This is a genomic window from Paenibacillus sp. HW567, from assembly GCF_000374185.1.
Classification (GTDB): Bacteria; Bacillota; Bacilli; order Paenibacillales; family Paenibacillaceae; genus Paenibacillus_AQ.
On record NZ_KB910518.1, the window covers coordinates 6760863 to 6783573 of the forward strand.

The window sequence follows — 22711 nt, forward strand, 5'->3', positions numbered from 1 at the left end:
TCTCGCTGAAACGGATACCGTCCTTTTAAGGACGGCGAAGCCGTTCCCACTTGTGCTTTCTGGTGTTATCTGTCTTGTGTGCGGTGTAAGAAGTAGGGGGCTTGACGCCCCCTACAACTTGTCCGCAATGATTAATTAATGGGTCAGCCATTCCTTGTTGTTGTCAATACGATAGGTGTGATCCTTACTTGCTTCTTCGATATCGGCAAATGCCCAGTGACTAGCCGGAACATCTGACCAAGTAGGAGATGTCACACCGTTAAGCGGCCCTCTGGCGAACAGGCGGTTAATTACGGTGACCGCTTCTGCACGTGTCAACGATTTGGCTGGTGCAAATGCTCCATCTGCATATGGCTTCATGATACCTGCAGCACGGGCCGCATCAATAGCTCCCGCAGCCCAGTGAGTACCTACATCAGAGATGGAGGAAACAGCAGTGCCATCTTCGGTGAAGGTAAGCTGTTTGAAACGTGCGCTTAGCAGCGCCATTTCGGCACGGGTTATTGGTTGATTCGGATGGAATTGACCATCAGGGAAGCCCTTCATGATTCCTGCGGCAACCACCTGTGCGATGTAACCGGAAGCCCAGTGGCTGTTGCTGACATCTGAAAAGCTGCTTGCAGCGGCTTTAACAGATGTGTTCTGATCCAGATTGCGGGCAATTAGGGCTGCAAGCTCAGCTCTTGTAATTGCAAGGTCCGGTTTGAATGTACCGTCCGTATACCCTTTGATATACGCACTGTGCGATTTGGAATCAGTTGTAAATAGTTGAGACAGGTTGCTATTTGGCCACTGAAGTACAGAATATTTACCGCCGACATTGCCCATAACTTCCAATCCGTAATTTCCGCCGCCAAGATCAACAAGGCTTCCGCGGATCAGGCTAACAGTTCCTTTGGCATCGACTGCATATACAGCGAGAGAATTGACGAATGCCTCACGTTCCTGTGCGTTGGCCGGTACTGCCACTCCTTGGAGTGGAATGATCACTTTGATAGGTTGTCCTGTAATAGCTGCACTTCCGCTTACTTGCAGGGCTGGAGTGAGTAATACCGGTTGAACCTTATCGGATACTGCTGTTACGATTTTGCTCTGAAGCAGCGCTTGGGCTTGGTCATTGCTGTATTTTACAGTACTAATTACCAGCTTGACGCTGTCTTCAATACCTTGAAGAGAAGCTGTTGGTATAGTGACGATTCCTTGACTGGTGATAATCTCCAGCGGAAGATTGGCCGCAGCCAATTGTTTTGCTACGCCGCTGTCCAGTTGCAGGGAGGTTTGGGTAACCTCATGTTTTGCATCCGGAATCGTAATCTGAATCTTGTCAAGTTTGGCATCCTTGGCTTTGGCGATAGCATCCACTGCATTTGCTGCCGAGATGACCAGCTCATCACTCTTGGTTCCATCGGTATTCGTATGGCGCTTGATGTTAATGTCTGCAGAAGATGCAGAGTTTGAGCCTACAGTCGCTTTAATGGTTTCTTCTGTTGGAGCGGCAGGGCTTGATGTATCAGCCTTAGCCAACTGTACAACTGTGAATGTACTGAACTTGCTTACCCGGAACGAAATTCCGGTAGCGTTTTTGTTGTTATCCAGCACCAGGGTTCCTTGCTGCATCACCTTTTCACCGTCGCTGTGTATTACAAAAACGCGAAGAGAGTCAAGGTTGGATGTATCCGGAGTAATGCCATTTTTAGCGAAAGGAACGTATACCTCGGTATCATAACCGCTGTAGTTCGTTTCAATTTCAAGTGATTTGCCCAGGATATTGACCTGCTGGGAATTAAATTGAGCAGGGATTTCTCCATTGATTTTTGCTTGCAATGCTGTGTTTCTGAGCGGAACAAGGTGGAAGAACAAATCCAGGTTATTGTTCTGCATGTTCTGTAAAACTCCTGCCCCAAGGGTGATGGTGGCATATTCGCTTTGAAGATTAAGCTGGTAGGAGCTTCCTGCCAGTGCATTCAGGGAAGCAGCAGGAACTTCTACAGCCAACTCATCAGGCACATCGCCGGCTACCTCGTCGATGACAACTGTGGCTGAGCTTCCCTTCTTGCCATTTGCAACGATTTCTTCTGCTTTGGAAGGCGAGAACACAACTTTATCAATAGTGGAGGATTGACCTGCAGAATTCACCACATTGATACGTGTAATCGGAATGTTCGCAGAAGCACTATCCGGATCTTTTACAATGACATTGCGGCTATATCCGGTATCTACGGTTCTTGTGGAGCCTTTCGACTTCACAATGACCAGGAAGGTACGTGTTTTTGAGATCGCACCTTTGCTTACCGTAGCTGTCAGAATAACACTTTCATTGTCGGATTGTGGAGTGATTTTGCCGGTAATAAGATTCTTAACGGGTGTACCCAATTCAATGACATTCGTCTTGCTTGATTTCCATTCTACGTTCGTACCGAAATTACCGGTTGAAACTACATATACAGGACCTGTAACACTTTCCCAGGTGTCTCCCTCTGTGAATCCTACCGATAGCAGCTTGGCTGCGGCATTAACGGACTGTTCATCGGAAGAAGCAACAGCAACTGTAGTAGCAGGGCTTTCTGACTTCATCGGCTCGGTCAGGGTAACCTTAACTGTTTTGAGACCTTCCAGATCAAGTCCGTCGAGCGTGATTGTTCCTGCAGTTGTACCGGTGTTGGTCTTGGTTCCAATAACGATACCTTCATCATTGTAAATTTTTACAGTGGCTCCTGCCGGAACTTCGGTTACTGTAATAGTTCCTTCGGTTTCTTCAACAACGATGTTCGCAGACCCTGGTTGAGCGGATTGTGCATCTTTGGCAGTCACTTCAACCTTGGCGCTTTCGGACTTGTTAGCTTCTGTGAAGCTTACTTTAATGACTTGTCCGTCCGTTAGTCCCCCGTCCTCGACAAGAAGTTTCAGGTCAGCAGGGCTTTGGGTGTTGTTAGTAACGGTACCAATCAGGGTAACTCCATCCTGTTGATAGACAGCCACTGTCACACCAGGCCGTACGTTTGCTACTGTAATTGTATCGGTTGTGGCATTAGCTGTAACTGCAGCCGCATCTGGTGCCTCTGATGGGTCAGTGGCAGCAGGGACTTCAGTCAGCGGACTTCCAGACTTGTTCCCTTCAGTCAGACTGACTTTAACGATTTGTCCTTCCAGTAGACCTTCATCTGGAATGGTAACCGTCACATCACCCGGTGTAGTTCCTGTATTAATCGCTGTTCCCAGCAGCGTTACGCCATCTGCGGCATACACGTTGACGGTGACGCCAGCAGGCACGTTCTTGACGGTTACAGTATCGGTTGTTGCGTTAGCGGTAATGTCAGAAGCCTTTGGTGCGGCACTGACTTCTTTGGCAGCAGTGACGGCTACCAGCGGGCTCTCGGTTTTGTCAGTCTCAGTAAGACTGACCTTGATAGCCTCAGCATCGTTAAGTCCGGCAGCAATCACAACGCTAACATCGCCCGCATCGGTTCCATTGTTGGTGGCCGTGCCAATGACGGTTACGCCATCTGCGGCATACACGTTGACGGTAGCGCCAGCAGGCACGTTCTTGACGGTTACAGTATCAGATGTTGCGTTAGCGGTAATGTCAGAAGCTTTTGGTGCGGCACTGACTTCTTTGGCAGCAGTGACGGCTACCAGCGGGCTCTCGGTTTTGTCAGTCTCAGTGAGACTGACCTTGATAGCCTCTGCATCGTCAAGTCCGCCAGCAATCACGACTTTAACATCGCCTGCATCGGCTCCATTGTTGGTGGCCGTGCCAATGACGGTGACGCCATCTGCGGCATACACCTTGACGGTAGCGCCAGCAGGCACGCTCTTGACGGTTACAGTATCGGTTGTTGCGTCAGCGGTAATGTCAGAAGCTTTCGGGGAATCGGAAGTCTGAACAAGTGTACTCGCTGTTCCGTTCAGCTTGATTACCCGGTCAGGCTCATCCGGGATTTGAATCACGACTTCACCTGTAGAATCACCAATAGTTTTAGGTACAAAACGGATTGTGATTTCTCCGCTCTCCCCTGGCTGAAGGACCTCGGTCGTCGTGTTCTTCACAATTTCAAAATCACCGGAAATCTTCACATCTTCTATACCCAAAGGCTCGTCTGATGTGTTAGTCACGGTAATGACAGCTTCTTTGGTTCCACCATCCGGGAAGAAGACGCTGGTATTGGAAATATAGAGCTTATATCCGGTAAGGAGCTTTTTGTATACCTTCAAATAGATCTTCCCGGAGTTCTCATACAAGAACATTACGTCGCCATTGGTAGAGTTGATCGCCGCGTTAGCGACAGTTGTAGTCGCAACGTCAACGGGAGTAGCGAAGTTAGCTCCCAGGTTCTGACTGACTTCGAAATATACCTTGGTTGAATCGCTGAAGCCGGTGACTACATTCCCATACCGGTCAGCACTAAGGGAACGCGCAGTGCTGCTCATGTTATTACTAACATTAAGGTTAGCGACTGTTTTGTCTCCCAGGTTCATGCGTGTCAGAACAGTGCCTTGACCGGCAACGAACAAATATTTGCCGAGCTGTCCAGAGGATAAGGAGCCTACTGAATAGTAAACACTCGCACCAGGAATGACACCTGTTCCGAAGCTTTGTCCATGATCTGTGCTGATATAGTACTTCAGGGATGGATTATCCTTCTGCACAATCACATTTCCCGTTTCCGGGTCAACATGGATATCTGTAAATACATAACTTTCGCCAAACTGATGCACATTGAAGGAACTGCCTTGGTCACTGCTGTAATAGAAAACATTTCCATTTGGATCAGTAGCGTATACATAATTTCCATCCACCGCCAAGTGGATAGAAGCTCCTGACACTGCCCCCAATTCAATTGGAACGGAGAAGGTTTGACCGCTGTCTGTGCTCTTGGAGATATAGGCTTTACCAGTCTTTACCCATCCTACATATACGGTACCGGCTGCAGAAACTGCAACCTCAGGCTCAAAGCTGGCATTGAAAACGAGCACACTCGGGAGGAAGGTCTGACCTCCAGTGATGCTTTTGGCTACACGGATCTGGTTGTTGCCGTTATAGACGGCATAGATGGAGCCGTCAGGTGCCACAGCAAGGTTTCTGGAGGTGTTGCCCGGCGCGATCGTCCAGTTCGTATTCTGATCGCTTACAAGAACCTCGCCATAAGCACTTGTGTCTGTAGCAGCTTGTACACGGCCCAGCGGGGCCAGCAAAGCAGTCAGCATACTTAGAACGACAACTAGGGACATTGTTCTATAAGATATAACTTTCTTCATTCCAACAATCCTTTCTGCTAAAATATTTTAGACCCATAGTAGCAGAATGCACTGAACAAATACTCAACAAATTGTTGGACGGTGTCGAAAGGATAACGAAAATGTCAAATATCATACCGCAGCTTAAGAGGGAAGTGCCAATTTCCGACAACTTAATTGTAATTTTGGGTTCACCGTGCAGGGAGAGCGGATGCTGAAGTTGACTCCGCTTAGCTGCCGTTTTTTAAGTAAAAGATGGCAATTTGCGTCCGGTCGCGCAGTCCGAGCTTGCTGAGGATATCGGTGATGTAGTTTTTGACCGTACCTTCGCTTAAGAACAGCGCGGCAGCGATTTCTTTATTGGTATAGCCTTCTGCGATAGAGGCCACCACAGCCTGCTCGGCTTTGGTCAGTCCATACGCTTCCAGCGTCTGTGCCGGGGTGTCCTTCGGACGCGGGGTCGGCTGCAGCAGCCCTGCCAGCTTGCGGGCGATGTCGGGATGGATAAGCATGTTGCCTTCATGTACGGTTTTGATGCCCTGAATAATCCGGTCCGGCGGAATATTCTTCAGCAGGTATCCGCTGGCCCCGTTCCGCAGCGCTTCAATAATGTATTCGTCGTCATCGAAGGTGGTCAGCATCAGCACGGAAATCCGGGGGAAGGCTGCTTTGATATGTTGGGTACCTTCTACCCCGCCACAGTTCGGCATGCGGATATCCATCAGTACGACATCGGCGTGGGGGAGCTGCTTCAGCAGGGCCAAGGCTTCATTGCCATCCCCTGCCGCGCCGACAACCTCGATTTCCGGGTCGAGAGCGACCAATACCTTCAGACTTTCGCGGATAAAAGGGTCGTCGTCTACGATTACTACTTTGATCATAAAGGGTCTGTCTCCTTTAGCACGAATTTATAGATGCGCTTCACAAGCTGTTTAAATGGACCTATAGATTTTCATATTGGGGTCTGGTCGTAACTGCGGGGAATGTTTGGACTTCCGGCCGCTGCCCGCCTGCAGATTTCTTGATTTATACCGCTGTTCGCGGTTGAAATCCGCAGACAAAGGCGGACGCGTTCGCTCCGTAAGTATCCAAACTTCCCCTCCGTCACTTCTGCCCCTTATATATTTTCTTTAGGTCAACTTATATATAAGCTTATACAGTCTATCCTCCCTGCCGGTAAACAGGCAGCCTCGTAATCATCGTGAACTCCGGTTCAAGCCGCAGCGCAAGCGTTCCGCCGATCAGACTCGTCCGCTCATCCATTCCTTTAAGGCCCATCCCGCCCGCACCTTGTACTCTGGACAGTGGGTCGGTTTCGGGACGCGCGCCATTGTTGCCGACCTCCATAACGATCTCATGCCCGCTATACGACAGTGTAATCCAGACCGCGGTTGCTTTGCCATGTCGAAGGGCATTGGTAATGGCCTCCCGGGCATTTTTGTAGAGGACAACCTGGATACTGGGGTACAGCGGATATGGCTGACCCTGCACATTATAGGAGGTTTCAATGCCGGTATCGCGGCCCAGTTCCTCCAGCAGCCGGTCCAGTGCATAGGCGCCTTCAAGCTGGGGAGCGTAGCTGATCTGTCTGACTGCGGCGCGCATTTCATCCATACTGGCTGAGAGCTGGTCGCGGATCTGGCTCATCATGCCCATCCCGGTTTCCGGAGAATGCGGCAGGGTATGAATGGCCGCCTCTGTCATCATTTTAACCCGGATCAGCCGGTGGCCGATATCATCATGCAATTGGCGCGCGATCCTTACCCGTTCCTCCGCCTGTGCGGTACTCTCGACCTGGGAGGCGAACTGCTGCAGGCGGCTGCGGGCTTCCTCCAGCTCGAAATGTTTTTTGCGCAGCTCGTCGTAGAGGAACAGCGTGTCGTCACGTCCGCGCCCTGATCTGTACAGCAGCTCGTTCAGATAGGCGGACAGCAGGAAGGTAAGATTGATGTACACCCTTGCAAGCGGCTCGAAGCCGCTAAGGGCAATATTCAAAGCGGCCACGTGAGCGCAGAAGAACAGGAGTGACACGAATCTCCGCTCCAGTCTGGAATAATAGAGCAGCGCGGAAATCGCCGGGAAAATCATTAAATTACCGTATTGGTAAAACAGCCAGGCGGTGTAGAGTAATTCAATTCCGCCAGCAAGTGCCTGCAGGGGCCCGGAAAGCCGCTCGCTCAGTGTCACGATCAGCAGCAGCAGCAGAAAATGCAGAGTGAACAGCTCATAGTCGGCATAGCTATAGACATATATGGCAATCAGTGCAGGGATGATAATGAGCGCGTAGCGCAGATTTTTTATTCCTCTGTTCAAGTGGGGTCATCCTTTTTAGGGTTGGTATATTCATCTTAGCATAAGAAGCCCCCTGCCCAGGAGATGACTTAAGTCACCTCAAGGTCATGACCTTTCGTACCTATGCCGGCCACCGTAATGCGCTACAATTACAGCATAAGGCTTGAGGAACAGGAGAGATGAGGCATGACGCTTGCGGTATTAACGGATGTAGTGAAAAGGTATGATCAAAAATTAACGGTGGATCACGTGAATTTCAGCATACAGGAGGGGGAAATCTTTGGTCTGCTCGGTCCGAATGGGGCGGGGAAGAGCACTACGATCAGTATGATCTGCGGCTTGCTGAAGGTCGATGGCGGGGATATCGTAATCGACGGACTGTCGGTAAAGGATAAACCGCTTGAGGTGAAAAAGAAAATCGGGCTTGTCCCCCAGGATTTGGCCTTATATGAAAATATGACAGCGGCGGAAAATGTAAGCTTCTTCGGCAAGCTGTACGGCCTGCGCGGCAGGCTGCTGAAAGAGCGGGTTGAGGAGGCGCTGGATTTCACCGGACTTAGCGACCGGTCCAAGGACAAACCGTCCACCTTCTCCGGCGGAATGAAAAGACGGCTGAATATCGCCTGTGCAATTATGCATCACCCCAAGCTGATCATTATGGATGAACCGACCGTCGGGATTGATCCCCAGTCGCGCAATCATATTCTGGAATCGGTTAAGGCGCTGAACAAGCTGGGCTCAGCGGTTATCTATACAAGCCATTATATGGAGGAAGTAGCCGCCATTTGCGACCGGGTAGCGATTATGGATAAAGGCCATATCATTGCCTGCGGAACCGAGCAGGAGCTGCGGGAACGGGTGTCCCATGAAGAACGGATTGTCGTGAAGGCTGCCAAGATGACTCCCGCCTTGATGGATGAACTGAATCATCATCCGCGGATCAGCCGGGTAGAGCTTAACGGAGATACGGTAGAGTTGTACCTGCCTTCTTCGCAAAATGAGCTGCAGGATATTCTATTTATTTTTGCCAAGCATGAAGGGGTTATTGCTTCACTGAAAATTGAAGAGCCGGATCTGGAGACTCTGTTCCTCAGCCTGACCGGACGGACCTTGAGGGATTAGAGGAGGGAGAAAGCGGAAATGAACACTTGGACAATTATGATCTATGAGCTGCGCAGATTATTCCGCTCACGCTCGCTGCTGATTAATATGTTTCTGCTGCCGATCGTGCTGATCTTTCTCCTGGGGACTTCGCTGTCCGGAGTGGTCGGTGTCAAAGCTGCCTCCAAGATAAATCCTGTGCGGGTGGCGGTAGTCAATCTTTCGGGTGAAGGAAAGGGGCCAACGGCGATGATTGCGGCCTTTCTGAAGTCGCCGGAGGTTCAGAATGTGATTGCTCCGCAAGAAGCGGGCAGCCGCGAGGCAGCGGAGAAAGGGCTGCGCACCGGAAAATACGGCTATGCGGTAATTGTGCCAACCGGCTTTGACAGCGAGGTTCAGAGCGGAGGGCAGGCGCGGCTGGAATTAATACTCGGGAAGAGCCACAATGATAATCTGGTTGCCGCGACGGTTTTTGACAATTTTCTCAGCAGGATCAATTATAAACAGGCTACGGCGGCAACGCTTGGACCGCAGGCGCTTCAGGCGGCAGCTACAGTTCCGGGAGACCGGGAGACGGTTAAAATGGGCGATCTTAGCAATGGAGGGAGAACCTACAGCGCCTCCCAATTCTACGCGGCGTCCATGCTGGTGATGTTTCTGCTGTACAGCGGAATAACGGTTACGACATCACTTTTTAGTGAGAAGGATAACCATACCCTCTTCCGCATCAATTCGATGCCGGTCAAGGGCTCAGAGCTATTTATCGGCAAAATGCTGGGCGTAGGCATCGTGTCCATTATTCAATGTCTGGCGATAGTTCTGCTTACCGGCTGGCTGTTCGGTGTTTACTGGGGGAATCGGCCGGGCCTTCTGATGCTGTTCTGCCTGCTGATGATTATAGCCTCAATGACGCTGTCGATTGTGGTGTGTATGTTCAGTAAAACTGCGGCAAGCGCAAGCAGCATCATTAGTGTAATTACGGTGTGCATGACTTTCCTTAGCGGCGGAATGGCTCCGCTGCCCGATTCCTGGGTGAACACCATCGGTGCTTTTACGATTAATCATTGGGTGCTGCAGTCGATGATCCGCATGATGCTGCATTCGAGTCTGCCGCAGCTTTTGCCGAATCTGTGGATCATAGCCATCATCTGTCTAGTGCTGTTCGGCGCAGCGATTGTCTCATACCGGAAGGTGGGTTACCATGGATAAAATACTGACAATAGCCTGGAATATGATCAAACGGACGATCGGTTCCCGCAAAGGGTTCATTACGTATATTTTGCTGCCGGGCATTGTGGTCGCTGCCATTATTTCCTTGACCGGAGGCATGGAGGATAGCCCGCCAACCATTTTGTATGCCAATATGGACAAAGGCGCAGCCGGAGCGCATCTGATCGCGGAGCTGAAGAACTCCGGAGATTACAAGCTTGTTCAGCGCAGTAACGAGGCTTCGCTTAAGGAAGGGGTTACGCTGCAGGAGGGTACGGCGGGAATATGGATTCCGGCAGCGTATACGTCTCAGCTTGCGGCCGGGCAACAGCCGAGTCTCAGCCTGTATGAGCTTAAAACTTCGGAAAACTCGGTTATGCTCAAAATGAAAGTGAATGCGATAGCGGATGAAATGCTCGAAACCGCTCAAACGGTAAAAGCCGGCGGCGGCGGGACGGGAGATGCCGAAGCTCAGCTTGGCGCGATCCTGAAGCAGGCGGAACAGCATAATGTGGGAAGCACACGTACGGACTATGACTTGTATCCCCGGCAAACGCTTGGAATCATCACCGGCTTGACGTTAATGTTCCTCATGGGACTTGTTACCAGTTCGGTATCCCTGATTATGGATGACCGCCGGGGGCGGACCATGATGCGGATGTTCAGCGCTCCGGTCCGTTCCTCCGAAATTGCGTTTGGTAATTTCCTGGGCAGCTTTATGGTAGGGGTTATTCAGATTATCATTGTGCTGACGCTCGGGAAATGGGTGCTGCGTTATGACTATGGGGTCCCTGCATATCTCTATTTCCTTGTGCTTGCCGCATTTATGCTCGTGTCCATGGGAATTGCCAGCACGGTAGCGGGACTGGTCCGCAATCCGAGAAATGCAGGCATGCTCAACGCGCTCATCCTTACCCCGACCTGTATGCTCGGCGGCTGCTTCTGGCCGCTCTACCTCATGCCCGATTATATGCAAAAAGCGGCCAACTTCGTGCCGCAGAAATGGGCGATCCAGGCGGTGGACATCGCGGCAGCCGGCGGCGGCTGGGATGAGCTGTGGCTCCCCTTTGCGATCCTGCTGCTCATGGCGGCAGTGCTGCTGGCAATTGGTTCCGCCATTCTGCGTCCGAATGAGGCCGGGATCAGCGCGTAGCTTGCAACTGCGGTGAGGTAGATAGAGGGCCAGCCTGCCGTATCCGGCTATAAGCCGGATACGGCAGGCTGATCTATTGTTGAATTAGGATTTGTGTCAGCAATGAGAAAATGAAGCGATTAGGCTTGCAAAAATGTCTTGGGGAATCTATTATATACATAAAATGTAAGCGATAACATTTGTAGCTGGTGCTTGTGAAGCGGGTACTAGCTCTATAAAACTTGCAGGAGGATGAGCGGATGAGCGGCAATAAATTGGCTTGGACCTGGCGGGTCAAAGAGGAATGTCTGGAGGAGTACGTGCAGATGCATCTTAACCCCTGGCCGGAAATCCTCGAGGAGCATTCCAAAGCCGGAATTAAGAATTACTCGATTTTTCAGAACGGCAATCAATTTTTCTATTGCTTTGAATGCAGCGACCCGGACGCGGCTTTTGCATACATTGCCCAGAGTGATGCCTGCAACAGATGGAATGCGATTACGTCGAAGATGGTTGAAGGCTCCTTTGACTTTAATGAGGAGACGCCGGTGATCCCGCTTCGCGAGGTCTTTTATCTGGAGTAGCCCCTGGCTTTCGCTGAGCTCACTGTCATTAAGCTTAAGCATCCATAAGTAGTGCCTGAACGCTCTGCCTTTCAACAAGGCAGGGTTTTTTGTGCTGTCCAGAGCAGGGCGGCGTTCCCGCATGCCGGTGTCCTCTATCCCGGGCAGGGGAAGCGCCCCGCCTTAAGACCGAGAGCAGAACCATTCCCCGGTAGGTTTTGGAGATAGCCGTCAGGCCCTACACTTAAGCGGAGACAGCAATACATAAGGATCAGGCATACAGAAACCAAACATAACCAAATGGAAGGGGAAAAGAGAAATGACATGGTTAACAAAATGGTCGTTTGGCAATAAGGGGGCGCTCGGGCTTCTGGTTGTCATGGCGCTTGTGGTGGGGATACTCAGCTACACCTCATTGCCTATGGAGTTCATGCCTGAGGCCGATCAGCCTCAAGTTACGGTTACGGTGCTCGGACCGGGGCAGGATGCGCATTCGATGGAAACGAATGTGACGAAGCCAATTGAGGCAGCTACTTCAGCTATAAAAGGAAAAACAGAGCAAATGTCCACTTCCGGAGACAGCTATGCCAAGGTGGATATATATTTTGACGGCAAAACCAAAATGAAGGATGCGGCACAGGAGGTCGAAAAGGCTGTCCGCACGCTGAAATTCCCCGAGGGGGTCATGGACCCTTTCATCGTCCAGTTGAACACCTCGATGATTCCCATCTCCCAGCTTACGATCGCCTTCGATGATGGGATTACGAAGGAGAATCTGAAGCTTGCCGAAGACACGATCATTCCCGAACTGCAAAAAATTGATGGCGTAGCGAGCGTGGCGCTGTACGGCAAATCGGCTCCCCAGGTCAAGGTAAAGCTTGATCCGCAGGCGATGGCTGCAAAAGGCGTAGCTACAGCGCAGGTGCTGGGAGTGCTTCAGGGGCGGAATGTGTCGGCCTCGATTGGCGAGCAGACCATCGGCGGGAAGACGGGGAATGTGAATGTTGTTTCCTCGATAGACAGTATGGATACCCTGAAGAAGCTGCCGGTTATACCCGGGGTAACGCTTAAGGATATAGCTTCTGTACAGGCGGTGACAGATCAGGAGAGCGTCAGCCGCTCGAACGGCAAGGATGTATTGTTCGCCGTCATTACCAAGGAGGCCAATGCCAATGCGGTCGATGTGGGCGACAAGGTGCAGGCTGCTGCGGAGAGCCTTACCACAACGGTTAAAAACGCTGAGGTCGCCGTCATATTCAGCACTTCGGATATGGTGGTTACTTCAGTCAACAGCATGATGCGTGAAGTGCTGCTCGGCGCTTTGTTCGCGACGATTGTCATTCTGATCTTCCTGCGCAATGTGCGTGCTACCCTGATTACTGCGGTATCCATTCCGCTGTCGCTGGCGGTTACTTTATATCTGCTGAACATTTCCGGCATTACGCTGAACATTGTAACGCTGGGCGGTGTGGCCGTTGCGGTCGGGCGGCTGGTGGATGACAGCATTGTCGTCATTGAGAACATTCACCGCCGGATGCAGAAGGAGCCTTTCTCCCGCGACATGCTTATCAGCGCAACCCGCGAGGTAGCAAGAGCAATTACTACCTCCACCATAGCCACGGTTGCTGTGTTCCTGCCTATGGGTCTGCTCGATGGCGCGCTGCAAGCCTTCCTGCTGCCGTTTGCGCTGACAGTTACCTATTCCCTGCTGACTTCGCTGGTAGTAGCGCTGACCGTAGTTCCGCTGTTAAGCTCATGGCTGCTGCGCAGCTCCTCTCTGAAGGAGCATGAGCCGTCTAAGCGGTTCAGCCGTTTCCTGGGCTGGAATCTGCGCCATAAGTGGGTTGCCCTGACTCTGGGTCTGGTGCTGCTGGTTGGTTCTGTTGCCGCCTATGTTACCATGCCCAAAGGCGCGCTGGATGCTTCGGATGCCAGTATGGTGACTGTTCAATTGGTCTATCCGAATGACGTTCCGGTCAAGGAAGTGCTGGAGAAGGGCAAGCAGCTCGAAGATGAGATGATGAAGCAGCCGCAGGCGAAGACGGTCATTATGATGACTGGCAACAGCGCAGATTCGGCGCAGTGGGGCAATGTGACTTCACTGACTCAGGTCGATTATACCGTAATGATGAAAGAGGATGCCGACGCGCAGGCGTTCCTGGACCATATCCGCAGCCTTCAGGATACCTATGCGGGAGCAACATTGACTGCGAATGAATCGAGCATGATGGGTGGAGGCTCGACGAGTGAGTACGTCGATATCGTCGGGGAAGACCTGAATTCGATCAATTCAGTCGCCCAGGCGGTAACTGCGAAATTGAAAGCAGTGGACGGGGTACAAAAAGTTTCCAGCAATATGGAGGATACCAAGCCGGTGTTTTCTTTTAAGGTGAACCCTGAAACAGCCAATGCGCAGGAAATCAGCATGCAACTGTCAGCAATGCTGAATAAACTCCCTCTGGGCCAAATGGAACTTGACGGTTCCACGGCGGCAGTGGTGCTGGAGCCGGTGCTGCAGCCGAAATCGCAGCAGGAATTGCAGGGAATAACGATTATGACTGCCGGAGGTCCACAGCCGCTCTCGCAGCTCGCTACCCTTGAAGTCAAAGATCAACCGGCCATGCTCTATCATAAAGACGGCAAACCGTATGTACGTATTTCCGCTGAGGTTGATCCGAAGAAAGTATCGGAAATTGGGGCAGATATTAAAAAACAGACAGACAGCATTACGCTTCCCGAAGGGGTAACGTTATTCGCAGGCGGAGCTTCGGCGGATCAGGCCGGAGATTTCAATGATCTTGGCATGACGGCGCTGGTCTCCATTGGTCTGGTATACCTGATCATGGTCCTGACCTTCAAGACGCTGCGCGCGCCGCTGGCGATTATGTTCTCCCTGCCGCTTGCGGCAATCGGAGCGGTTGTTGCACTGATTATTTCCGGTGTGACCCCTGACTTCACCGCTCTGTTCGGCGCACTGATGCTGATCGGTATTGTTGTCACGAATGCCATTGTGCTGATCGACCGCATTAAGCAGAACGAAGAGCATATGACCGTACGCGAGGCGATTATCGAAGCAGCCGGAACACGGATGCGTCCGATTCTAATGACAGCCATTGCCACCGTATGCGCCATGCTTCCGCTGCTGTTCGGTCATTCCGAGCAGGGCAGCATCGTCTCGCAGAGTCTTGCCATTGTGGTTATCGGGGGCTTGATTGCGGCCACACTGCTGACGCTGGTGGTTGTACCGGCAATCTACGAGCTGCTGTATTTCCGCAAATCCGCTAAGGAACGCAAGCAAGCGAAGGCTGCTGCATCGGCATAAGCAGGTGTGCAAAGCCGGACAGGGGTAAGCAAAGAGCTAACTATAAGAGCAGTGCGAATTTTCGCACTGCTCTTTACTTACGCACGATTTAATTCCCCGTGCTTTCATACTTCGAAAGCCCGTAGCGGAAGATGCCGTAGGCTGCAGCCGCAATGAGTACCGCAGCTAAAGGGGCCAGCATCCACCAGCCGGACCATTCGCTTTTGCCGAAAATGTAGGTTGCCGGATAGAAGCTGATGAATGCATACGGCAGAACGGTGGAGATCAGCACCCGTACCGCCTGCGGGAACAGGGTAATCGGATATTTGGCTAGGTCGGCCAAATTATGGACCATCAGCGGGAAGGCGTTCCCGGCATTGCGAATCCAGAAAGCCGCTGAGTTCCCGGCCAGATTGATCGACACGCGGATAATGACCGCAGTGGCGAACAGCAGCAGAAGGATGGCGATTTTGCCCAGCGTCCAGTGAATAGGGCTGTGCACAAGCGATTGCCACACAATCACTCCGCCGATCAGCAGATTGCCGAGGCCGTTGATTCCAATGCCTGTACAGAACACCTGCAGCACAACAGGCACCGGCCGCAGCAGATAACGGTCCAGCTCCCCCTGATTGACCAGCCTTCCAAGCCGCCAGGTTCCTTCGAAGAACAAAGACCCGATGCCTTCCGTCAGGAAGATCATCGCATACATGAAGGTGACCTCCCAGAACTGCCAGCCGTTAATGTCGGGAATCCGGTCATAGATCACCCAGAGGAACACAAATCCCAGCACCTGCGTCAGAGCGGCAGAACACATTAAGATATAGAAGTCCTTGTTGTATTCCAGAATCGCCTTCAACTGCTGGACGTAGAATCTTTTATATAAGTAGAACATCCGTGACAAGCTCATTGTATCGTCTCCTTCCGCCTAGCCGCCATGGATCGTCACCTGACGGACCGCCCAGTTCCACATCGCTTTTCCGGCCAGCCACAGCACCACTCCCCAGAAGCATTGAATGCCGATCAGCTTCAGGCTCTCCATTGTGCCTGTCTGCTCCAGAAAAATCATCGTCGGCGTGTGGATAATGCTCTGGAACGGCAGCAGCAAGGCCGACCGCTCCAGCCAGTCCGGGAAAAAGGCCAAGGGAACCAAAGCCCCGGACAGCAGGTTGGTCACGGCGATCCGGGTCCAGACAATACCCATCGAGCCGGTAGACCAGAAGCACAGCAGAGCTGCCAGATACACAATACCGAATTTCACTACGATGGCCCCAAGCAGACTGAAGGCGAACAGCACGTAGACCAGCAGCGAATGGGGAAGGGCTACACCGGAAACGAAGAATGAGAAGCTTACGAGCAGAATCAGGCTCATTCCCCCTTCCAGCAGGCTTGTGCCCAGCGTTTCAGAGAATCGGGCAGTTTGAAAATCAATCGGCTTCAGCAAATCCACAGCGACGCTGCCGTCGAGGATTTTACCGGATATCGCCGTTTCGGAATACCAGGAGAGCACAGAGTTGGCCAGAAAGGTAACCAGCAGATAGGTTTTCATCTCATCCCAGGTATATCCGCCGACCACATCCCGGCCATTGTAAATCCCCGCCCACAAAAAGTAGATTGCCAGCAAATTGATTATATTAGAGAGAAAAGTGACGGCATATGAAATTCGGTAGGAGAGAACATTTTGCAAAGAACGGTTGGCAATACTGCGGTATTTCTTAAGCTTCATTGCAGGCATGGCTGCCTTTGCACCTCCTCATTTTCCGTCTTGGTTCAGGTTCAGATTCCCGTCATATACGGCTTTGATGACCTGCTCGATATTGGCATCCTCCATGCGGAAGTCGATGACTTCCCCGTGCTTCATCACCTGGCTGACGACCTCGCTGGCCGTATATTCGTACCGGTCGAAGGAAATGGAGAATTCCTGGTCATTCTGCAGCTCCAGCTTCATTCTAGGAGTCTGGGACAGCTCCGAGATCAGCTCCGGCATCGGCGCTCCTACCTGGAAGAAGATCACCCGGTCTCTGGCAAAACGGGATTTGACCTCGCTGAGACTCCCGTCGTAGATGATCGAGCCGTGGTCGATAATAATCAGACGTCTGCACAGATCCTCAATGTCTCCCAGATCATGGGTGGTCAGCATGATGGTGGTCATCTGCTCCTGATTGATTTTTTTGATGAATTCGCGGATTTTTTGCTTCACGGAGACGTCGAGTCCAATGGTAGGCTCATCGAGATACAGGATCGGAGGGTTATGTAATAGGGCAGCCGCCAGGTCCGCACGCATGCGTTGACCCAGGGAGAGCTTGCGCGCGGACAGGTGAATGAATTCATTCATGCCGAGCAGCTCGGTGAATTGCTCCAGATTAGCCTTGTAGACAGGCCCCGGAATCTGGTAAATATCCTTCAGCAGCGAAAAGGATTCGACAATCGGGATATCCCACCAGAGCTGTGTGCGCTGCCCGAACACCGCTCCAATCTGGGCGGCGTTTTCCATTCTTTTCTTATAAGGATTGATACCGTTTACAGAAATACTGCCCGCAGACGGCATGAGGATGCCTGTCAGCATCTTGATTGTGGTGGATTTGCCTGCACCGTTTGGACCCACGTAGGCCACCGTCTCTCCGGCTTCCACACTCAGATTGAGCGGTTTTACCGCAACCTTCTCAATATGCTTCGGGACGAACAAATGCTTGACGGCTCCCCCCAGACCCGGTTCCTTCACCGCCTGCATGAAAGACTTTGACAGCCCGCGGGCTTCAATAATACTCAAGAATAGACCTCCTTCATTGCTGATATCGAAAGACGCATAAACAAATATAGCACTAGGCTAATGTCGAAAACTATCGGTTTAGGTCGAAACGAAATTTTTCAACTGTCATTCGTAAAATAGCCCCCTGTAAATTAATCCCTAAATATCCTATGATAAATTTACTAGGAGAATTGCAGTAGCAAATGTCAAAAAATTGTTATTAGTGAATTAATTCACATTATTCTGAATGAACTAACGAAACGAATTCAGGAGGCGAATGTGTTGACAACCATCAATTCCAAGACAAAAATGTGGTGTTCGCCGGGGGATCTTCCAGCAGATCAAGCTGCATCTTTTCGCCAAATGATTTCTTCGGATACACGCAAACCGCTGCGGCCCTCAAAGACCTCCTGTGTACAAGAGAACAAAGCGATCTATAGTGAAGCTATGGTTATGTCCCTACGTGAAGAAATACTGGAGATCAACCGCTTCATTCCAATTCCTTATATTGTGTTTCTGGCAGATGAAGAGGGGTGGATTCTGGACCTGATCTGCTCCTCCCGCAAGCTTCAGGAGACGATGGATCTGGCCGGGCTGAGCAGGGGGATCAATCTGTCCAAACGGTATTCGGGACTCAATGCAGTCTCGCTGGCTATGGAGATGAACCGTATAGGAGTAGTGCGTGGAGAGGAGCATAGCGACGCCGCTTTCTGGAACTGGAACTGCGTATGCGCGCCCCTCGTTCTGGATGGAGGCACACAGGGTTATGTGGATATTTCTTTCCATGTAGATCAGCACATTGATTTTGCGATTCCGTTCGTGCAGCAATTGGCCGAGAACGTGGCATACAAACGAATGGTCAATAATAAAGGCCTGCAGAAGTACAGACGGGATGCGGTGCTCGGTGAATACAAGCTGACGGCGCGGGAGAAGGAGGTGGCTTCGCTGTGGCTGTCGGGCAAAAGCGCGCTGCATATTTCGAGTGCGCTCGGCATCAGCGAGGGTTCGGTCCGCAATGTGGTAAAGAGTATTTATATTAAAATGAACGTCAATGACCGCTCACAATTTGCCAGGAAGCTGATGTAAGTATAAAAAAAGGCTAACCCGCGAAGTCAGAGTGACTTACGGATTAGCCGCTTTGAACAATATGCTTAACCGCAGGAGCAATTCAATACCGGCTTGCGGGCAGCCTGGGTCTCGTCGAGACGGCTGATCTCCGTAGTGTGCGGCGCATTGATCACAATCTCCGGCGTTTCCCGGGCTTCCTTCACGATTTGAATCATCGTTTCGATGAAGCCGTCGAGCGTTTCCTTGCTTTCGGTTTCGGTCGGCTCAATCATCATGCACTCCTCCACAGTGAGGGGGAAGTAGACGGTTGGCGGGTGGTAGCCGAAGTCGAGCAGCCGTTTGGCGACGTCCAGTGTGCGCACACCGTACTGCTTAAGGTTTTTGCCGGACATGACGAATTCATGCTTGCAGACCCCCGGATACGGGATTTCAAAATACGGCGCCAGCCGGTGCATCATATAGTTGGCGTTCAGCACAGCGTTCTCGGACACCTCGCGCAAACCTTCCGGTCCATAGGTGCGGATATACGCATAGGCACGGACCAGGATACCGAAGTTGCCATAAAAGGCTTTGACCCGGCCGATGGATTCCGGTCCGCCGTAGCTCAGCGAGAAGCTGCTGTCTTCGTTCTGGACCACGGTTGGCTGTGGCAGGAACGGAATCAGCTTCGCCTTCACGCCAACCGGTCCGGCTCCCGGACCGCCGCCGCCGTGCGGGGTGCTCATTGTTTTGTGCAGATTCAAATGCACCACGTCAAAGCCCATGTCGCCAGGGCGGGTAATCCCCATAATCGCGTTGGAGTTCGCTCCGTCATAATAGAGCAGGCCGCCTGCTTCGTGTACAATCTCGGCGATTTCGACGATTTGTGTCTCGAATAATCCGAGCGTGCTCGGGTTCGTCAGCATGAGGGCGGCGGTGTCGCCGCCGACAGCCGCTTTCAGGGCTTCAAGATCTACCATCCCTTTATCGTTCGAGGGGATGGTTACCGTCTCCAGTCCGGCTGCGGAAGCGCTGGCGGGGTTCGTGCCGTGCGAGGAATCGGGCACGATTACCTTGGAGCGGGATTCCCCGCGGCTCTCATGATAGGCGCGGATCATCATCAGTCCGGTCCATTCGCCGTGGGCGCCGGCAGCAGGCTGCAGGGATACGGCATCCATGCCGGTCAGGGCGGCCAGGTCCTTTTGCAGCGTATGCATCAGCTCGAGCGCTCCCTGAATGCTCTCTTCCGGCTGGTACGGGTGAATCTTCGCCAGGCCGGGGAAGCGGGCAACATCCTCGTTAATCTTCGGATTGTATTTCATCGTACAGGAGCCGAGCGGATAGAAGCCGTTGTCTACGCCGAAGTTCCGGCGGGAGAGTGCAGTGTAATGGCGGATTACATCCACTTCGGATACCTCCGGCAAGATCACCGGCTCGCTGCGCAGCAGGCTGGCGGGAATCAGGGAGTCCATGCTCTCTTCCTGAGGAACATCGCACTGCGGCAGGGAATAGGCTGAGCGGCCGGGGCGGCTAAGCTCAAAGATCAGACTTTGTTCCGGTTTCATATACAGCCCTCCAGTACGCTGGCGAATTGGTCGATTTCTGTTTTGCTTTTTTTCTCCGTTACGGCAACCAGCATATGTCCGGCCAACTCGGGATAATCCCGGCCCAGATCATAACCGCCAAGGTAGCCTTCCTTGAGCAGCCTGGAGTTGATCTTGCTGACATTGCTGCCCTCCGGCAGCTTCAGGACAAATTCATTGAAGAACGGTGCGGTGAAGGCAGGAGCTGCACCGGTTAATTCCCCGAGCCTGCCTGCGGCATAATGGCTCTTGCGTACATTCAGTTCGCCAACCTCGCGCATGCCTTCTTTGCCCATGACCGACAGATAGACGGATGCGCACAGCGCCAGCAACGCCTGGTTGGAGCAAATGTTCGAGGTGGCCTTCTCGCGGCGGATATGCTGTTCACGGGCTTGCAAGGTCAGCACGAAGCCGCGTTTGCCGCTGCGGTCTACGGTCTGGCCGACGATCCGGCCCGGCATGCGGCGCATCAGGTGCTCGGCTACGGCGAAGAAGCCGCAGGTTGGACCGCCAAGCGAAGCAGGAATGCCCAGCGGCTGGGCGTCACCGACTACGATGTCGGCGCCGAGCTTGCCCGGCGTTTCGAGAATGCCGAGCGCCAGCGGATTGGCACTGACCACGAGCAGGCCTTTGACGGCATGGATCAGCGGTTCCATTGACCCAAGGTCTTCAATCGCGCCGAAGAAGTTCGGCGACTGCACCAGAACGGCGGCAGTATCGCTATCAATTGCGGCGGCGAGCTTGGCCTGGTCCGTTACGCCGTCTTGGTAGTCAACCTCTACGACATCAAGGCCCCAGGCGCCCGCAGTGGTGCGCAGCACCTGCCGTGCTTCCGGGTGAATGGTGCGGGAGACGACCAGTTTTTTGCGTTTGGTCGCCCCGACAGCCAGAACGGCGGCTTCGGAGAGGGCGGTGGCGCCATCGTACATGCTGGCATTTGCCACCTTCATGCCGGTTAATTCGCAGATATAGGACTGAAATTCGAAGATCGCCTGTAGCTCGCCCTGGCTGATTTCCGGCTGGTAAGGCGTGTAGGCGGTATAAAATTCAGAACGGGAAATCACATGATTAATGACAACGGGAATATGGTGGTCATACAGCCCTGCGCCAAGGAAGCTGGTGTGGGTGTCGGAGCTGGCATTCTTGTCGGACAGCTCTTTCATATGGCGCAGCAGCGCGTATTCATCCAGCGCCTCTGACATCGGCAGTGTTCCCTCATAACGGACAGCTTGCGGAATATCGGCGAACAGCTCCTCCACGGACTGAATCCCGACAGTCTCCATCATCTCCTTGCGGTCCTGCCCGGTCATCGGCAGATAACGGTGCTTCATTGCGGCTTCCCTCCTTGGCTCTTTTTATAAAATGGCGCTTTGACCACGGCAGCCTTAAGCTGCTTGCCGCGGATCTCCACGTATACCTCTGTTCCAATTTCTGTATAGGCGGCATCCAGCAGGGCCAGGCCCAGATTGCGCTTCAGCGTCGGCGACTGTGTGCCTGTGGTGACTTCTCCGATCTTCACCCCGCCCGAATAGACGGGGTAATGCGAGCGCGGAATGCCGCGGTCGAGCATTTCCAGGCCGACAAGGCGGCGGGGCAGCCCGGCTTCCTTCTGCTTCAGCAGCGCGTCCTTGCCGATAAAACCGGCTTTGTCCAGCTTCACGAAGAACTGGACGCCGGCTTCGAGCGGCGTAATGTCCGCCGCCAGCTCCTGGCCGTACAAGGGAAGCTTCGCTTCGAAACGAAGCGTGTCGCGTGCGCCAAGCCCTGCGGGGGTCAGGCCGTGCGGAGCACCTGCCGCCAGCAGGCCGTTCCATAGCGCAGCCGCCGTGTCCACCGGGGCGTACAGCTCGAAACCATCCTCGCCGGTATAGCCGGTGCGGGAGAGCAGCACCTCTACGCCGCATACTTCAGCACGTTCGATGAAGTGGAAGGGCTTAAGCTCAGCCAGGGGAGCAGAGGTCACTTCAGCAAGAATCGTTTCGGCGAGCGGTCCCTGCAGCGCGAGCAGCAGCGTCTCATCCGAGACATTGCTCAGGGTCACTCCGCTGAATTCAGCGGTGAGATGCTCCTGCAGCCACTGGTAATCCTTGTCGATATTAGAGGCGTTCACGACCAGCATGTAACGCTCCTCGCCAAGACGGTATACCAGCAAATCATCGACAACCCCGCCGCTCGGGTAGAGCATCAGCGTGTACTGTGCAGCGCCATCCGCGAGACGGCTGACATCATTCGTGGTCATCTGCTGCAGATAGGCTTCCGAGCCGCTGCCGCTGACCATAAATTCACCCATATGCGACACATCGAACAGGCCGGCCTGCTGGCGGACCGCCTCATGCTCCTTCACGATTCCCGTGAACTGCACCGGCAGCTCCCAGCCGCCGAAATCAATGCATCTGGATTCCGCATAGGCGGAGTAGAGATCGTAAAAAGGCGTTCTTTTCAAACCATCCATGTGCTCACTCCCTTGTTGGATTACATCAAGCAGAAACGGCTGTGCCGTCC

At 52.7% G+C, this 22711-nt stretch carries 15 protein-coding genes; 6 read left to right on the forward strand and 9 right to left on the reverse strand.

From position 1 onward, the window contains the following. Window positions 1-135: 135 nt before the first annotated feature. The 3 genes from B212_RS33545 to B212_RS0130140 all read right to left on the reverse strand — a co-directional run bounded on the left by B212_RS33545 (window position 136) and on the right by B212_RS0130140 (window position 7548). Window positions 136-5256 (reverse strand): S-layer homology domain-containing protein, encoded by a 5121-nt coding sequence (locus B212_RS33545; RefSeq protein WP_019915093.1) that lies wholly within the window; start codon window positions 5254-5256, stop codon window positions 136-138. Between the two features lie 209 nt (window positions 5257-5465). Then, window positions 5466-6116, reverse strand: coding sequence for a response regulator (locus B212_RS0130135; RefSeq protein WP_019915094.1), 651 nt, complete (start codon window positions 6114-6116; stop codon window positions 5466-5468). Between the two features lie 280 nt (window positions 6117-6396). Next, window positions 6397-7548, reverse strand: coding sequence for a sensor histidine kinase (locus B212_RS0130140; RefSeq protein WP_019915095.1), 1152 nt, complete (start codon window positions 7546-7548; stop codon window positions 6397-6399). A gap of 165 nt (window positions 7549-7713) precedes the next feature. On the opposite strand from B212_RS0130140, the gene B212_RS0130145 reads away from it, so the two are divergent. From B212_RS0130145 to B212_RS0130165, 5 genes are all read left to right on the forward strand, one after another. Further along, window positions 7714-8649: an ABC transporter ATP-binding protein gene (locus tag B212_RS0130145; protein WP_019915096.1), complete on the forward strand. Its 936-nt coding sequence runs from the start codon at window positions 7714-7716 to the stop codon at window positions 8647-8649. Window positions 8650-8667: 18 nt separating this feature from the next. Next, on the forward strand, window positions 8668-9837 hold the full coding sequence (locus tag B212_RS0130150; RefSeq protein WP_019915097.1) for an ABC transporter permease: 1170 nt from the start codon (window positions 8668-8670) through the stop codon (window positions 9835-9837). Beyond that, complete coding sequence (locus B212_RS0130155; protein ID WP_019915098.1) at window positions 9830-10990, forward strand: ABC transporter permease; 1161 nt, start codon at window positions 9830-9832, stop codon at window positions 10988-10990. The genes B212_RS0130150 and B212_RS0130155 overlap by 8 nt, the downstream gene beginning before the upstream one ends. 239 nt (window positions 10991-11229) lie before the next feature. Further along, window positions 11230-11553 carry an L-rhamnose mutarotase gene (locus tag B212_RS0130160; protein ID WP_019915100.1) on the forward strand — a complete coding sequence of 108 codons (324 nt, stop codon included), beginning with the start codon at window positions 11230-11232 and terminating at the stop codon, window positions 11551-11553. Between the two features lie 298 nt (window positions 11554-11851). After that, window positions 11852-14854 (forward strand): efflux RND transporter permease subunit, encoded by a 3003-nt coding sequence (locus B212_RS0130165; protein ID WP_019915101.1) that lies wholly within the window; start codon window positions 11852-11854, stop codon window positions 14852-14854. A gap of 88 nt (window positions 14855-14942) precedes the next feature. Here the strand turns inward: B212_RS0130165 and B212_RS0130170 are convergent, their stop codons facing one another. From B212_RS0130170 to B212_RS0130180, 3 genes are read right to left on the reverse strand one after another with little or no spacing between them, the layout of a single operon-like run. Continuing rightward, on the reverse strand, window positions 14943-15740 hold the full coding sequence (locus tag B212_RS0130170) for an ABC transporter permease (protein ID WP_019915102.1): 798 nt from the start codon (window positions 15738-15740) through the stop codon (window positions 14943-14945). An 18-nt stretch (window positions 15741-15758) separates the two neighbouring features. Next, complete coding sequence (locus tag B212_RS0130175) at window positions 15759-16565, reverse strand: ABC transporter permease (protein WP_019915104.1); 807 nt, start codon at window positions 16563-16565, stop codon at window positions 15759-15761. An 18-nt stretch (window positions 16566-16583) separates the two neighbouring features. Beyond that, window positions 16584-17600, reverse strand: a complete 1017-nt coding sequence (locus B212_RS0130180) for an ABC transporter ATP-binding protein (RefSeq protein WP_019915107.1) — start codon at window positions 17598-17600, stop codon at window positions 16584-16586. A gap of 261 nt (window positions 17601-17861) precedes the next feature. Between B212_RS0130180 and B212_RS0130185 the strand changes: the two genes are divergently transcribed. Then, window positions 17862-18665, forward strand: coding sequence for a helix-turn-helix domain-containing protein (locus B212_RS0130185; RefSeq protein ID WP_019915108.1), 804 nt, complete (start codon window positions 17862-17864; stop codon window positions 18663-18665). Between the two features lie 65 nt (window positions 18666-18730). On the opposite strand, the gene gcvPB is transcribed toward B212_RS0130185, so the two are convergent. Genes gcvPB through gcvT form a run of 3 tightly spaced genes read right to left on the reverse strand, consistent with a single transcriptional unit; the run spans window position 18731 to window position 22661 of the window. Next, entirely contained in the window at window positions 18731-20191 is a 1461-nt protein-coding gene (gene gcvPB / locus B212_RS0130190; RefSeq protein ID WP_019915109.1) for an aminomethyl-transferring glycine dehydrogenase subunit GcvPB, read from the reverse strand. Then, on the reverse strand, window positions 20188-21540 hold the full coding sequence (gene gcvPA, locus B212_RS0130195) for an aminomethyl-transferring glycine dehydrogenase subunit GcvPA (RefSeq protein WP_019915110.1): 1353 nt from the start codon (window positions 21538-21540) through the stop codon (window positions 20188-20190). The genes gcvPB and gcvPA overlap by 4 nt, the downstream gene beginning before the upstream one ends. Further along, on the reverse strand, window positions 21537-22661 hold the full coding sequence (gene gcvT, locus B212_RS0130200; protein ID WP_019915111.1) for a glycine cleavage system aminomethyltransferase GcvT: 1125 nt from the start codon (window positions 22659-22661) through the stop codon (window positions 21537-21539). The genes gcvPA and gcvT overlap by 4 nt, the downstream gene beginning before the upstream one ends. Window positions 22662-22711: the final 50 nt, after the last annotated feature.